13 protein-coding genes and 2 tRNA genes are annotated in these 14,935 nt (G+C 57.5%); 9 read left to right on the forward strand and 6 right to left on the reverse strand.

Annotated elements, in window-relative coordinates:
- Positions 1–340: 340 nt before the first annotated feature.
- Complete coding sequence (gene proP / locus AC559G_RS05425) at positions 341–1,864, forward strand: proline/betaine transporter (protein WP_498911782.1); 1,524 nt, start codon at positions 341–343, stop codon at positions 1,862–1,864.
- Positions 1,865–1,935: 71 nt separating this feature from the next.
- Here the strand turns inward: proP and AC559G_RS05430 are convergent, their stop codons facing one another.
- Positions 1,936–2,274 (reverse strand): cupin domain-containing protein, encoded by a 339-nt coding sequence (locus tag AC559G_RS05430; RefSeq protein WP_498911783.1) that lies wholly within the window; start codon positions 2,272–2,274, stop codon positions 1,936–1,938.
- 180 nt (positions 2,275–2,454) lie between these two features.
- Between AC559G_RS05430 and AC559G_RS05435 the strand changes: the two genes are divergently transcribed.
- Together AC559G_RS05435 and AC559G_RS05440 are read left to right on the forward strand one after the other, a co-directional pair.
- Entirely contained in the window at positions 2,455–2,703 is a 249-nt protein-coding gene (locus tag AC559G_RS05435) for a CsbD family protein (protein WP_095844688.1), read from the forward strand.
- A 291-nt stretch (positions 2,704–2,994) separates the two neighbouring features.
- Positions 2,995–3,660: a ClpP family protease gene (locus tag AC559G_RS05440; RefSeq protein WP_498911784.1), complete on the forward strand. Its 666-nt coding sequence runs from the start codon at positions 2,995–2,997 to the stop codon at positions 3,658–3,660.
- Between the two features lie 201 nt (positions 3,661–3,861).
- On the opposite strand, the gene AC559G_RS05445 is transcribed toward AC559G_RS05440, so the two are convergent.
- Positions 3,862–3,947, reverse strand: a tRNA-Leu gene (locus AC559G_RS05445).
- 10 nt (positions 3,948–3,957) lie between these two features.
- Positions 3,958–4,031, reverse strand: a tRNA-Cys gene (locus tag AC559G_RS05450).
- Between the two features lie 670 nt (positions 4,032–4,701).
- Between AC559G_RS05450 and AC559G_RS05455 the strand changes: the two genes are divergently transcribed.
- The 6 genes from AC559G_RS05455 (at position 4,702) to AC559G_RS05480 (ending at position 11,900) form a co-directional block, all read left to right on the forward strand.
- Positions 4,702–6,672: a sigma-54-dependent Fis family transcriptional regulator gene (locus AC559G_RS05455; RefSeq protein ID WP_498911785.1), complete on the forward strand. Its 1,971-nt coding sequence runs from the start codon at positions 4,702–4,704 to the stop codon at positions 6,670–6,672.
- Between the two features lie 143 nt (positions 6,673–6,815).
- Positions 6,816–7,895 carry an ATP-NAD kinase family protein gene (locus tag AC559G_RS05460; protein WP_498911786.1) on the forward strand — a complete coding sequence of 360 codons (1,080 nt, stop codon included), beginning with the start codon at positions 6,816–6,818 and terminating at the stop codon, positions 7,893–7,895.
- 26 nt (positions 7,896–7,921) lie between these two features.
- Positions 7,922–8,926: a thiamine pyrophosphate-dependent dehydrogenase E1 component subunit alpha gene (locus tag AC559G_RS05465; protein WP_095844692.1), complete on the forward strand. Its 1,005-nt coding sequence runs from the start codon at positions 7,922–7,924 to the stop codon at positions 8,924–8,926.
- A gap of 29 nt (positions 8,927–8,955) precedes the next feature.
- Entirely contained in the window at positions 8,956–9,975 is a 1,020-nt protein-coding gene (locus AC559G_RS05470; RefSeq protein ID WP_095844693.1) for an alpha-ketoacid dehydrogenase subunit beta, read from the forward strand.
- Positions 9,975–11,096, forward strand: coding sequence for an acetoin dehydrogenase dihydrolipoyllysine-residue acetyltransferase subunit (locus AC559G_RS05475; protein WP_498911787.1), 1,122 nt, complete (start codon positions 9,975–9,977; stop codon positions 11,094–11,096). The genes AC559G_RS05470 and AC559G_RS05475 overlap by 1 nt, the downstream gene beginning before the upstream one ends.
- Before the next feature lie 18 nt (positions 11,097–11,114).
- Positions 11,115–11,900 (forward strand): lipoate--protein ligase family protein, encoded by a 786-nt coding sequence (locus AC559G_RS05480; protein ID WP_498911788.1) that lies wholly within the window; start codon positions 11,115–11,117, stop codon positions 11,898–11,900.
- Between the two features lie 9 nt (positions 11,901–11,909).
- Here the strand turns inward: AC559G_RS05480 and AC559G_RS05485 are convergent, their stop codons facing one another.
- The 3 genes from AC559G_RS05485 to AC559G_RS05495 form a co-directional block, all read right to left on the reverse strand.
- A complete protein-coding gene (locus tag AC559G_RS05485) occupies positions 11,910–12,689 on the reverse strand; it encodes an acetoin reductase (RefSeq protein WP_438597203.1) in 780 nt (259 codons plus the stop codon).
- Positions 12,690–12,833: 144 nt separating this feature from the next.
- Entirely contained in the window at positions 12,834–13,889 is a 1,056-nt protein-coding gene (locus AC559G_RS05490) for a 2,3-butanediol dehydrogenase (protein ID WP_498911789.1), read from the reverse strand.
- A gap of 352 nt (positions 13,890–14,241) precedes the next feature.
- Positions 14,242–14,829: a nitroreductase family protein gene (locus AC559G_RS05495; RefSeq protein ID WP_498911790.1), complete on the reverse strand. Its 588-nt coding sequence runs from the start codon at positions 14,827–14,829 to the stop codon at positions 14,242–14,244.
- Positions 14,830–14,935 lie beyond the last annotated feature (106 nt).

The following is a 14,935-nucleotide window of genomic DNA, read 5'->3' on the forward strand; positions in this document are numbered from 1 at the left end:
GCCTGCCGCCGGCCACATTCGCCGCGGAGGGAAACGCAGCCAAACCCAGGGGGCATGCGGCCGTAAGCTGGCCGACCGCAACACAAGAAAAGTTAATGCAACCCACCCCATTTGATCTCATCTTGATATAACGTTAAGCTATATGCATAAAATAATTATCCAACGTATAGCGATAAACCTGGAGGATAGATTCAAAACATGCGATTTCCACAGCCGATTTCACTAAATCGCTGGCTCTCCAATACACTACATTAATATTATATATACTGATGTTTATGCTTCTCACAGCATAAAGGGAGAGTGCGTTTTCGCACCGAATAATTTTTTAAGGGATGAGTTAATGAAGTTAAGAAAAAAACGCCACACACCGCTAAATATCAATGACATAACAATTATTGACGACAGCAAACTAAAAAAAGCCATCACCGCTGCCGCACTGGGTAACGCCGTCGAATGGTTTGATTTTGGTGTTTATGGTTTTGTTGCCTATGCTCTTGGGCAAGTGTTCTTCCCCAGCGCCTCACCCGGCGTGCAGATGATCGCCGCACTTGCCACCTTCTCCGTTCCCTTCCTGGTTCGCCCGCTCGGCGGCGTATTCTTTGGCCGTTTAGGGGACAAATTTGGGCGCCAGAAGGTGTTGTCGATCACGATCATCATCATGGCCGTCAGTACCTTTTGTATCGGGCTGATACCGTCTTATGCCTCGATCGGCATCTGGGCGCCTATCCTGTTGCTGCTGGCCAAACTGGCGCAGGGCTTTTCCGTGGGCGGGGAATACTCCGGCGCGGCAATCTTTGTGGCCGAGTACTCACCGGACAGAAAGCGCGGCTTCATGGGCAGTTGGCTTGATTTTGGTTCCATCGCCGGCTTTGTGCTTGGTGCCGGCGTGGTAGTGCTGATTTCCAGCATCATCGGCGAAGCCAGATTCCTTGAATGGGGCTGGCGCCTGCCGTTCTTCCTGGCTGCGCCATTGGGTATTATCGGCCTGTATCTGCGCCATGCGCTGGAAGAAACCCCAGCGTTCCAACAACACGTCGACAACATGGAAAAGGGCGACCGCGAAGCGATCGAGAACCCGCCAAAGACCTCTTTCCGCGAAATCGCCAACAAAAACTGGAAAAACCTGCTGGTGTGCATGGGGCTGGTTATCTCAACCAACGTTACCTACTACATGCTGCTGACCTACATGCCGAGCTACCTGTCGCACAACCTGAACTATTCAGAAAGCCACGGCGTGCTGATTATTATCGCCATTATGCTTGGCATGCTGTTTATACAGCCGCTGATCGGCCTGACCAGTGACCGCATCGGCCGTAAGCCGTTCGTTCTCGGCGGCAGCATCGGTATGCTGTTCCTGGCCGTGCCTTGCTTCATGCTGATCAACAGCGATGTTGTCGGCCTGATCTTCGTGGGCCTGTTGGTGCTGGCGGTCTTACTGAACTCGTTTACCGGCGTGATGGCCTCTACCTTGCCGGCGATGTTCCCGACGCACATTCGCTACAGTGCGCTGGCGATTTCCTTTAACATCTCCGTACTGGTTGCCGGTGCAACGCCGACCATTGCGGCCTGGCTGGTGGAATCCAGCGGCAACCTGTATATGCCGGCTTACTATCTGATGGTCGTGGCGATCGTGGGTCTGATCACCGGCCTATATATGAAGGAAACGGCCAACAAACCATTGCGCGGTGCAACGCCGGCTGCTTCTGACCGCTCTGAAGCCAAAGAGCTGTTGCAGGAAACCTACGACAATATCGAGCAGAAAGTTGATAACATCAACGATGAGCTGGCCGACCTGCAAGAACAAATCAACGCGCTGGAGAAGAAAAAACAGACGTTGATCGATCAGCACCCAAAACTGGACTGATCGCGACTGGGCCTTATCACTTTGCGGGGTAAGGCCACCGTCCCGCTAACACTCCCCACCGTTAGCGGGGCTTATTCGTTCTGCTTCTCGCCTGCCAATGAAATCCCTATCATCACCGTCGTTGTCTCAGCAGCATTCCACACGGAATGCGGGATACTGCCTGTAATTATTTTCGCCTCATTCGGGCCGATAACAAACGCCTCATCCCCCGCGACGATCTTCGCTTTGCCACTGACAACAATAAATAAATGTGCGTGAGAATGGGTATGCGCGGTCGTGGGGCCCCCCCCGCCCGGCGCCAGATAAGCGATAGCCCCGTCAATCACATTGCCGCATTCGGCAAACAGTTTTTTCGCTAAAAAATTGATATGCGCCGGCGGTGTAACAAAACCTGCTGTATTTTCACTCATTAACTATCCTCTAATCTGATGACATCCAGCCCTTTACTGCGTCGAGGGATAAGCGCCACAACCAACAACCTTGCTCCAGCGGCAGGGCTATTTTTTTAGGATTATTGTGAAATAACGCGCATCGCCCCCAGAGTTTGCTACGCTTTATTCTGACTTTTACAACAAAACCAAGGAGTAGATATGTTTGGGAAAGCAGAAGATAAAGTAAAAGAAGCCGCAGGTGCGGCCCAGGAAGCTTACGGCGATGCCACCGACTCACCCGAGCATCAGGTTAAGGGCGCTGCGCGTAAATACGTTTCTCAGGCCAGCTATGCGGCGCGTGATGCTGCAGACACCGTCAGAGGCCAGGTTGAATCAAACCCGCTGGCCGGCGTTGCTATCGCAGCCGCTGTGGGCATCGTGTTTGGCTACCTGCTTGGCCGTAAATAACCGCTAATGTGAACATGCCGACCAGCGCAAGCTGGTTGGTATTCTCTTTCTGGCCTTCCCAGCCGTGCCCTCCCGGGCCAAACACGCCCAAAGACATCCATCTCAACTTGTGTGCCAACGCATGGCTGTATTGCCCGGCGGCGCCAGATCATTACGCCACTTGAGTGCGCCCTCGCTAATGCAATAATCACATACTATTAATATGGATTAAACCATTCAACAAAGATATTATATAATAATTACGCCTATCTATATGAAAGTTAAGTTAATTTTAACCAACAGGAAATTATTGTGATTAGAATAATGATCGCCGGGGCTTTACTGGTTGCTCATTTGGCAACCGCCGGAACGCTGGTTACGAAAAAAGACCAAATCAAAAACACCGAGGTAAAAACCGCCAGCATTTATTTTTCAGGGGAGGTCAACAATGAGAGTGAGATCAACATTATCGCAGCGGTAACCGAGATCGCCGACACCTACCCACACACAGAGAAAGTGGTGCTCTACATTAATAGCAGTGGCGGCGACATGGATGCCGGCTATGCGATTTACACCGCGCTCAAACATTCACCGGTCAAGCTTGAAACCGTTAATGTCGCCATGACGGGTTCTGCCGCCACCCTGATCTACTGCGCAACTGATGCGCGCTATGCAACCCCGCTCTCTCATTTTCTTCTGCACCCGTCAGCCACATCAAACATTGGTAAAGACTTCGTCAAACCAGACGAAGCAAGATTAATGGCTGAAGAGAACGATATTTATAACCAGTTATTTTTCGATATCTATCGCAGTTGCACCCGGCTCCCTGCCCCCCAGATAAAAAACATCCTGTCGGCCGAAAACAACAGGCTGATGCCTGACGTTGTGAAAGCCACAGAGTATGGCCTTGTTACCAAAGGGATAAAAGAAAAGGAACGCTATGATGTCAGCTACTTCATTAACGACAAGGGAAATTAGTGGGCAGTAACACATAATGGTGATAGAGCACGGCGGCTGCCAGCCAGGGCCGAGAACCGGCCCTGCTATCTGCATTGAAGAAAGCCGTTAACTGAACGCCGTCAACAGGGCCAGCGCGCCAAATTGCAGGCATAAAAAAACCGCCTTGCGGCGGTTCAAACATTGCTTACATCGTTATGATTTTAATAAGCTTTTATTCCCTGGTACCCGGAGCGGGACTTGAACCCGCACAGCCATAAGCCGAGGGATTTTAAATCCCTTGTGTCTACCGATTCCACCACCCGGGCTCGGGAAAATTGGAGGCGCGTTCCGGAGTCGAACCGGACTAGACGGATTTGCAATCCGCTACATAACCGCTTTGTTAACGCGCCGTAATTCTGTTTGCCTTTCGGCTTAAAGCCGGTACAACCCGCTTTAATGTGATTCTCTTAGGACATTCGGCTAAGAACTTTAACGCCTAACCATTTGATTTAAATGATTTTTTGTCCGTTCCGTTTCAGGAATGGTCGCTATTATGTACCGGTTCGTGGTGCATGGCAAGCCCTTTCTGCCCCTTCCTGGCTCAACTGGTTACAATTGCCTCAAAGGCGTTAAAATCCGTTGAACAATTGAACTTAACGCACAATTTTTATCATACAACATTCACTTAGCGCTTGAAAAGCCGCCAAAAAAACTATGCTTTCCCACCCTGCTACTAACCTATTGCTTTAGTATTGTGCTGGTTTTGGCGTCAAACTGCGATTTACCGGTCGAAACGCCCCACACAGCCTGCACGGAGTGCTTCACCAGCCCCGCGCACGCGGTTAATCGTAGCATCCGCTTACCTTATTGCGTCAGGCGGAAAGCCCGGCGTAACGCCCTGCCCCCCAGTTCAATAACCGCCTTTTGCATTCGATCACAGAAAAAACGGCGGCCATCTGCAATACTCGCAATGTTAATTTATTGTTAATAAAAATAGATAAAGAGCAGCCACTAAGGACTGCTCATCTTGATAACCGTTTCTGGGCTTTGGGCAAAACGTCAATTCAGGAGTACACGACTGTGAATCAACACCAGCGCGACCACATTGACACGGTAGTCGAAACCATTAACGGGACCCCCGCCTCAGCCACACTGCAGAGCTACGATCGGCTTATCCGCGATTCCTGGCAGCGCTGCGTTAACGATCACGGGCTTGATCCCAGCCGCATGCAAGATGCACGCATCCTCACCTGGCACGAACTGCGCGCCCACCAGGAAAACCTGGAAGAGTTCAGGCGGATCGCCCATCAGGGCATGGAGCGCCTGTTTCACCACATTGCACCGGCGGGCTATGTGGTGCTGCTGAATAACGCCAAAGGCATCACCGTTGATTATCTGGGCGATGCCAATGCTGAAATCAGCCTGCGGCGCGCCGGGCTATTCCTGGGCGCCGAATGGTCAGAGGCCTGTGCCGGCACGTGCGCGGTGGGCACCGCCCTGGCGACCGGTGAAGCGCTCACGGTGCACCAGGGCGATCACTTCGACGCCACCCACATCCCGCTGACCTGTACTGCCGTCCCGCTGTTCGATCCGCAAGGGCAACTGCACGCGGTATTGGATATCTCCGCACTTAACTCGCCACAGCCCAAATCCAGCCAGCAGTTGGCGCTGCAAATCGCCCGCATTTATGCCAGCCAGATTGAAAACGCCTATTTTGAACACCTGCACCGCGGTGACTGGATGCTTAAACTAAGCGCGTCCTATCCGTTGGTTAACGTCAACCCGGACTATCTGCTGGCCTTCGATGCCGGCGGTAAAATCGTGGGGCATAACCACCCAGCCTTGCGCCTGTTGCAAAATGAACTTGGCCTGCCGGCGCCGGCGCAGCACGCGGACAGCCCGCTGCTGGGGCTGCGCTTTGAGCAGGTTTTTAACGCCAGCTTCGATAAACTGCCGAACTACCTGCATACCGAGGGCCTGCGGCCATGCACCATTAATCTGGCGAACAGCGATAACACGCTATTCGTTACCGCCCAACAGCCGATCAACCGCCGTGGCCGGCGTATGGCAGGCGCATCAGCCGTCTTGCCCGCCCCGTTACAAGCCATCAGCGGCGGCGATCCGGCGTTACAGGTGCAGTTACAGCGCGCAATGAAGCTGGTGAATACCCCGGTGAACCTGTTTATCCACGGTGAAACCGGCTGCGGCAAGGAGTTCTTTGCCCGGGCGTTACACCAGGCGAGCAACCGCTGCCAACGGCCGTTTATCGCCGTTAACTGCGCGGCGATCCCGCCTTCGTTGATTGAAAGCGAACTGTTTGGCGCCATGCCGGGCAGCTTTTCCGGCGCCGGTAATAAACCACGCCGCGGGCTCATTCAGGAAGCCGATGGCGGCAGCCTGTTCCTGGATGAAATTGGCGATATGCCGCTGGAAATGCAGACGCGCCTGCTGCGCGTGCTGGCGGAGCGCGAAGTGTTGCCGGTGGGCGCCACCCGCCCGATACCGGTTGATATCCGGATCATCTCTGCTTCGCACCGGGCGCTGGAACGGCTGATCGCCGCAGGCGCATTCCGTGAGGATCTCTACTACCGCCTGCTTGGCGCCCGTATCAGCCTGCCGCCGTTACGTGAGCGCAGCGATCTGGACTGGCTGATTGACAACATGCTGGCGGGCAAGCGTTGCACGCTCACCGCCAAAGCCAGGGCGCGCCTGCACCGCCACCGCTGGCCGGGCAACCTGCGCGAACTGCGCAATGCGCTAGAGTACGCCTGCGCCATCTGCGAAAACGCCTGTATTCACCCCGATGATCTGCCCGAAGAACTGCAACGGCCCGCCGCAGCGCTGCCTGCCGAAACGGCTACGCCGGCCCGCCCAAACACCACTGCTTCCGCCACCTGCCCCGAAGGCCAAGCCCTGATACAGCACCTGCGAGCGGCACAGTGGAACCATAGCGCGGTCGCCCGCCAGTTGGGGATCAGCCGCATGACGCTTTACCGCCGCATGCAGCGCTTGGGTATCCGCTCGCCAAACCAAACCGATACCCGCTGCTAACCTGTCTCAATTGGCCGGTGACACCTGTATCATTCCCGCCGGCAATCGCCGAATAAATCCAATAATGCACTGATTTTAAAGCACAATAAAACCTGGCCCGGAATTTGCGATAGCGATTTCAGTTGATGACAAGAGGCTCTCCCATGTCTGATCCTGCAAATAGCTCCATTCGCCGCCGTGCCGTACCCGCCTCCTGGGTTGGCATTATCGCCAATCCGGTTTCGGCCCGTGATATCCGCCGTGTGGTGGGCCATGCCGGCAGCCTGACGCTGGCCGAACGCGCCAACCTGATTTTTCGGCTGCTGGCGGCGCTGGGCGCCGCGAGCATCGCCGATGTGCGCATGATGCCGGATCGTGAAGGGCTACAGGCGATCCTGACCCGCATGCTGGCACAGCGTCACACTATTCCCCTTCCACGGTTAAGCTGGCTGCCGCTTAGCGTCAGCGCCACGGTTAACGATAGCGTGCAGGCGGCACGCATGATGCGGGCCGACGATGCCAGTGCCATCGTGGTGCTTGGCGGTGACGGCACCCATCGTGCGGTAGCAAAAGCGTGCGGCGCAGTGCCGATCGTCGGTATCTCCACCGGCACCAATAACGCCTGGCCGGAACTGCGCGAACCCACCATCGTCGGGCTGGCGGTGGGGCTGTATGCCAACGGTAAAGTCCCCGGCGCGCAGGCGCTGCAGTGGAACAAACGGCTGGATATCGCCATCAATGCCGGCCGCCCAAATGCTCGCCAGGATATTGCGATTGTCGACGCCGCCATCCTGGCCGAGCGGTTTGTCGGCGCCCGCTCGGTGTGGCGCCCCGAACAGTTGTCACAACTCTACCTGTGCTTTGCCGAACCCCATACTGTGGGCCTGTCTTCTATCGGCGGCTTATTGATGCCGATCGGCCGCCATGCGCCCGGCGGGCTGGAGGTTACTTTCGGCAGCGGCGGCGGCACGCTGCTGGCACCGCTGGCGCCAGGTCTGATACAGCGCATCCCTATCGCTCGTTGGCAACGCATCGAACACGGCGCCGCCAGCACCCCACTCCTGCGCCAAGGCGTCATCGCCCTGGATGGCGAACGCGAAATCACGTTCGGCCCGCAGGACAGTGTGCAGATCACGCTGCATGAACGCGCTTTTCGCTCACTCAATATCAACGCCTGCCTGCATTGCGCCGCGGAAAACCAATTATTGCGGGCCGCCACCAGCGGTAGCGGCGGCCTACTTTAATCACCACTCACTGTCTGGAGATGGCTATGAACAATACCGATAACAATCCACACTCTGCTTCCCTGCCGCTCACCCGCGAAGCTTTGCTGAGCGCCTATCGCAGTATGCGCACCATCCGTGATTTTGAAGAACGGCTACACGTCGATTTTTCACGCGGCGATATTCCCGGCTTTGTCCATCTATACGCCGGCGAGGAGGCGACGGCTGTCGGCATTTTGTCCCACCTCACCGACGGCGATCGCATCGCCAGCACCCACCGCGGGCATGGGCACTGCATTGCCAAAGGCGTCGACGTTATCGCCATGATGAAAGAAATCTACGGTAAAACCGGCGGTGCGTGTAACGGCAAGGGCGGCTCAATGCACATCGCCGATCTGAGCAAAGGCATGATGGGCGCCAATGGCATTTTGGGGGCGGGCGCGCCGCTGGTGTGCGGTGCAGCGCTGGCGGCCAAATTCCGCGGCAAAGGTGAAATCGGCATTACCTTCGCCGGCGACGGCGCCGCCAACCAGGGCACGTTTCTCGAAAGCCTGAACCTGGCCGCGGTCTGGAACCTGCCGGTTCTGTTCGTGATTGAAAACAACGGTTACGCCGAAGCCACCTCGCGCCAATATGCCACCGCGGTAGACAGCTATGTCGATCGCGCCGCCGGCTTTGGCATCCCCGGCGTGACCGTCGATGGCACCGACTTTTTCGCCGTCTATGAAACCGCCGGCGAACTGATCCGCCATGCCCGCGCCGGCGGCGGCCCCGCGCTGCTCGAATGCAAAATGGTGCGCTTCTACGGGCATTTTGAAGGGGATGCACAAACCTACCGCGCCCCGGACGAACTGGAATCGATCCGCGAACACCAAGACTGCCTGAAGCACTTTATCAACCACGTGCAGCAAAGCGGCGCCATTCGTCTTGACGAGTTCCAGGCCATCGACCGCGAAGTGGCCGCGCTGATCGAACAGGCGGTACAAGAAGCCAAAGCCGCGCCCGAGCCCAGCGCCGATGATTTGTTAACCGACGTTTATGTCAGCTACTAGCGACAACTTCACCCGAGAGGAGAATGGACATGGCTCGTAAACTTAGTATGAAGCTCGCTATCAATGAAGCGATAGACCAGGAAATGGCACGCGATCCCAGTGTGATTATGCTCGGTGAGGATATCGTCGGCGGAATGGGCGCCGACGGCGAAAAAGACGCCTGGGGCGGCGTGCTTGGCGTCACTAAAGGGCTATACGCCAAACATGGCGATCGCCTGCTGGACACTCCGCTGTCTGAATCGGCCTACGTCGGCGCAGCCATCGGCGCCGCGGCCTGCGGTATGCGCCCGATCGCTGAACTGATGTTTATCGATTTCATGGGCGTTTGTTTCGATCAAATCTTCAACCAGGCCGCCAAATTCCGCTATATGTTCGGCGGCAAAGCGCAAACGCCGGTGGTGATCCGCGCGATGGTTGGCGCCGGTTTCCGCGCCGCCGCACAGCATTCCCAAATGTTGACGCCGCTGTTTACCCATATTCCCGGGTTGAAGGTCGTCTGTCCCAGCACCCCGTACGATACCAAGGGGCTGCTGATCCAGGCCATCCGTGATAACGATCCGGTGATCTTCTGCGAGCACAAAAACCTGTACGGCATCGAAGGCGATGTGCCCGAAAAGCCGTATGCCATCCCGTTTGGCGAAGCCAGCATCGTGCGTGACGGCAGCGATGTCTCCATCATCAGCTATGGGCTGATGGTGCACCGCGCGCTCGACGCCGCGGCGCAGTTGGCGAAACAGGGCATCAGCGTGGAGGTGGTTGATTTGCGCTCGCTGTCACCGCTGGATCTCGACACCGTTATCGAAACGGTGGAAAACACCGGCCGCCTGGTCGTGGTGGATGAAGCGCACCCCCGCTGCAACATTGCCACCGATATTATCGCCCAGGTGGTGCAGCATGCGTTCGGCGCGCTGAAAGCGCCGCCGCAGATGATCAGCGCGCCCCACACCCCCGTCCCCTTCTCGCCCGCGCTGGAAGACCGGTATCTGCCAAGCGTAGACAGCATTATCAGCGCCGTACAGCGCACGCTCGGCCATAAGGGGGCACACTGATGAGCAATAACACCATTATTCCCGTTGTTATGCCCAAGTGGGGGCTGTCGATGCGTGAAGGCACGGTCAATGAGTGGCTGGTTGAGGAAGGCAGCGAGATCGCGCCGGGCATGGCGATTCTGAATGTGGAAACCGATAAAATCGCCAACGCGGTTGAAGCCACCGATGCCGGTATCCTGCGGCGCAAGGTCGCACAAGCGGGCGATATTCTGCCGGTAAAAGCTCTGCTGGGCGTGCTGGCGCCGCCCGCGGTTAGCGAAGCGGAGATAGATGCCTTTATCAGCGCCTGGGAAACCCCGGCCGACAGTGACAAAGAGAGTGAAGACGAGCAAGCAAGCACCGCCTGGCTGACGGTGGACGGCCTGCAAATTCGCTACACCAGCCGCGGCGCCGGCGAAGAAACCGTGTTGTTTATCCACGGCTTCGGTGGCGATCTGGACAACTGGCTGTTCAATCTGGACGCGCTGGCCGAACGTTACCGGGTGGTGGCGCTCGATCTGCCCGGCCACGGGCAATCCGCCACCCCGTTGCCGGGCGCCCGGTTGAGCGATCTGGCGGATTTCATCGCCACCTTTATGGATGCGCTATCGCTGCCTGCCGCCCACCTAATCGGCCACTCGCTGGGCGGCGCCGTCGCCGCCGAACTGGCGCTGCGCCAACCCGGGCGCGTGCGCTCGCTGGCGCTGATCGGCAGCGCCGGCTTCGGCCAGGAGATCAATCAGCGTTATATCGAGGGCTTTATCAACGCCCAGGCGCGCAGAGAGTTGAAACCGGTGGTTGAGTTGCTGTTTGCCGATCCCGCCCTGGTCAGCCGGCAAATGCTCGACGATCTGCTCAGGTACAAACGGCTGGATGGCGTGGACGATGCACTCACGGCCCTGCAAAATAGCCTGTTTGCCGGGGGCGAGCAAAGCACGCTGCCGGGCCTGCAGTTGCAAGATGCCGGCATACCGCTGCTGTTGATTTGGGGCGCGGAAGATCAGATTATCCCAGTTCAACACGCACAACAGGCGCCGGCGCATGCCCAGGTGGAAATCCTCAGCGCTGCCGGCCATATGCCGCAGATGGAAAAGGCCGCGGAAGTTAACTCGCTACTGCAGCAGCATCTGGGCGCCGTTTAACCGCTGAATGGTGAACACATGCCGCACACATCGGCCGCAACCGCGCGTTGCGGCCTGTTTCACTGGTTACACAACCAATTGCAGCACTGCGACGATCCGACAACCGCCGAGGATGAACTGTTTGGCTATGCCGCGGCGGGCACGGCGGTGGCGAAAATCTGGCAGGCGCCGCAAGCGCTGGTCGCCCCGCGAACTTACACGCGCCATGCCCCCCTGGAACAGGTGCGCCAACGCTTTAGCGCTCAGGGTTGCCCGGTGTTCCTGCGCAAATCCGGCGGCGGCCTGGTGCCGCAGGGGCCGGGCATCATCAATCTCAGCCTGGCCTATCCGCTGCAACACAGCCTGGGGGAAGCGGCAACGCCGGTTTACCTGCATCTGTGCGAAATACTGCGCGACACGCTGCAAACATTCGGCATTGCCAGCCGCTTTCAGGCGGTGAGCGGCTCCTTTTGCGATGGCCGCTTTAACCTGGCCTGCGGCAACCCTGACGATGCGCGCAAGATCGCCGGCACGGCGCAATACTGGCAGCCGTTGCCCGGCCAGGCGGACGGGCAAGCCCGGCGCCACATCGTGCTGGCGCACGCGGTGCTGCTGGTCGCGGTGGATTTGCCGCGCGTGCATCAGTGGGCGAATACGTTTGAACAACAGATTGGCAGCGGCCGCCATTACGATGCGGCGAAAACCGTGGATATGGCGGCGTTGCTGAATGCCGGCCCCGAACGGCAGCAGGCATTATGCCAGCAGGTGAGCACGGTGCTGGGGGAACAGGTGCGCCAGCGGGCAGCACCGTTTGCCGCCCGCTAGCGCCTTGTTTTAACGGTAAACCAGGCCGCCGTCGGTCAGGATCGACTGGCCGGTGATGTAATCCGAATCCGCACTGGCGAGGAACGTCACCAGTGCGGCCACGTCCTCTGGCGTTTGCGCGCGGCCGAGCGCAATGCCGTCGACGAATTTCTTATAGGTTTCGCCCACCGGCGTGCCGGTCACATCGGCAAAGCGCTGGTCGATCTCAACCCACATATCGGTGCCGACCACCCCAGGGCAATAGGCATTCACCGTAATGCCCGCGCTGGCGTATTCCTTGGCCGCTGCCTGCGTGAGTGCGCGCACGGCAAATTTGGTGGCGGAATACACCCCGAGCATAGCGAAGCCTTCATGCCCAGCGATGGAAGAGGCGCTGATGATTTTGCCCTTATGCCCCAGCGCCTTGAATTTGGCCGCCGCGGCCTGGATGCCCCACAGCACGCCGTTAACGTTAATACTGAAAATGCGCGCCACTTCGGCTTCGCTGACGTCGGCCAGCGGGTTAACCTGTGCAATGCCGGCATTGTTCACCATGATATCAAACCCACCCAGTTCGCCCGCGGCATGTTCAACGGCGGCATACACCTCGTCACGGCGGCTGATATCGGCAACAAAGGTTGTGGCCTCACGCCCTAAAGCCCGGATCTCAGCGGCGACCTGCGCTAATTTGTCTTTATTAAGGTCAACCAGGGCAATATTGGCGCCGTCAGTCGCCAACCGCAGGGCGATGGCCCGGCCAATCCCTTGCGCTCCACCCGTAACCAAAGCCACTTTCTGTTGTAATTTCACTTGAACAACCTCCTGATTTAAGTTTCGACATCCAACAGCACATCAGGCACCGTCGCCAGCGACCCGCCGGCGACGGTGCGCACATCAATAACGCTTATGATTAAGCATAGGTAATGCTGCCCACCGCGAGGGATAAAACGTGCGCTATGCCGGCGGCTGCACCAGAATTTTGACCTGTTGCTTTTCACGCACCAGGGTTTCAAACCCCTGTTCGACAATGTCGTCTAACAGGATCTTCTTGCTCACCAGCTTATCGGCCTGAAAATAGCCGCGGGTCATCAGTTCCATTACCGCCGGGAATATATGCCGATAGGCGATGATGCCTTTCACCGAGCGCTCATGCAGCACCAGCGTATTGGGCTGAAACGCGGCTTCCTTTTCCCAGATGGAAACCACGACGGTTTCCCCTTCGTAATGGGTGCTGTTGATGCACTGCGCCAGCACCGCCGGCACGCCCGTAACTTCAAACGCCACATCCACCCCACCGCCGCTCAGCGCCTGTAAGCGGGCAACCGCATCTTCTTTGCCGGGGTCGATCACTACCCTGGCGCCCAATTCCGTCGCCTTGGCCGCTCGCTGCGGTGAAAGCTCAACGGCGTAAATCTCACTGGCGCCCGCCGCACGCAGCGCCTCAATAATCAGCAGGCCTATTGGCCCGGCGCCAAACACCGCCGCCTTGTCGCCGGCCTTCAACCGGCTCATGCGCACCGCATGCAGCGCCACCGCCGCCGGCTCCACCAGCGCCCCTTGTTCAAAGGACAGCGCATCCGGCATCTTGTGCACCCGCTGCGCCTGCACCACGGTATAGCTGGCAAAGCCGCCGCCACCGCCCGAAAGACCGTGGAAGCCAAGCTGGCTGCACAGATTGTATTTATCTTGCTTGCAGGCGGCGCAGTGGCCGCAGGCCAGAATCGGCTCCACCACCACCCGATCGCCCGGTTGGCAATGCGTCACGCCGCTGCCCACGGCCACCACCTCACCGGAAAACTCATGGCCAAGCACAATCGGCGCGCGATCGTGGCTAAGCGGGTGTGGCGCATTAACCGGAATAAAAATCGGCCCGGCGATGTATTCGTGCAGATCGCTACCGCAAATGCCCGTCCACGCTACTTTGATCTTCACCTGCCCGGCAGAGGCGGTAGGTTCTGCAATGTCTTCAACCCGGATATCGCGGGCCTTGTACCAACGCGCTGCTTTCACAAATACCTCCAGTCGAGAGTCGGAAGAATAAATCCCAGTTCACCGGTTTATACCGTGCAAAATCTCAGCCTGTGGCCGATCGCCGGTAGCTGAAATACCACGCGCCTGCCGAACCGGGCACGCCAGCAGATAAGCGAAAGCCGTGCCAACAACAGAAAATAATTAATGGTTGTTAAATCAAGGTGATAAAAAGCGAAGGATGCCATTGAGGAAAAAATACGAGGGAGGATGCTACAGGTGTCACAGGTGACAACCGCAACGCTGAAGGTGCCGGATAGCAGCAGGCCGGGCATCATCCCCTGCCCGGCCTGCTGGTCGTTAACACCATTGAGCCGCGCAAACGCGGCATGGCTTACAGCTTAACGTTCAACCCTTCGGCGACCGTATCCGCCACCGCCAGGCGGCCGCTTTGGGCTTCCTTCTGCTGTAGGAAGTCCGGCAGCAGCCCCTTATCGCCGGGCTTGCCGATGGCGATCATGCCGTGCACCGCATAGTTGTCCGGCAGCTTCAACGCCGCTTTGATCTTGTCATGGTGCACGCCGCCCATGCAGTGGGTCTGCCAGCCTTTGAGATGCGCCTGCAGCGCCAGGTTGGCCCAGGCGGCGCCGGTATCAAACGCATGGCTCGGGTTGCTGACTTCGCGCTCACCATTTTGGCTGGTGGTCTTCGACACCACCACCACCAACGCCGAGGCGTGCTGTGCCCAGCCACGGTTGAAATCAATCAGAAAATCCAGGTAATCACCCCAACTGGCGGAGCCGTTTTTGCTATAGCTAAAGCGCCACGGCTGCAGATTGTAGGCGGAAGGCGCCCAGCGCGCGGCTTCAAACAGGCTCAGCAGGGTTTCATCATCGATCGCATCATTCTTCAACGCGCGCGGCGACCAACGTTCAACAAACTGTGCATCTATCGGGTAATCCGGGACTCTTGGCTGGCTCATAAGCATCTCTCATGATGTAAACAGAAGGTAAACCGCTTGATATTCCCATATGTCAGGTGAAAAAAATTTCGATTTTGTGCCATCCTGCACAAAACAGGATGGCACA

Source organism: Gibbsiella greigii, from assembly GCF_039540155.1.
In the GTDB taxonomy this organism is placed as follows: domain Bacteria; phylum Pseudomonadota; class Gammaproteobacteria; order Enterobacterales; family Enterobacteriaceae; genus Gibbsiella; species Gibbsiella quercinecans.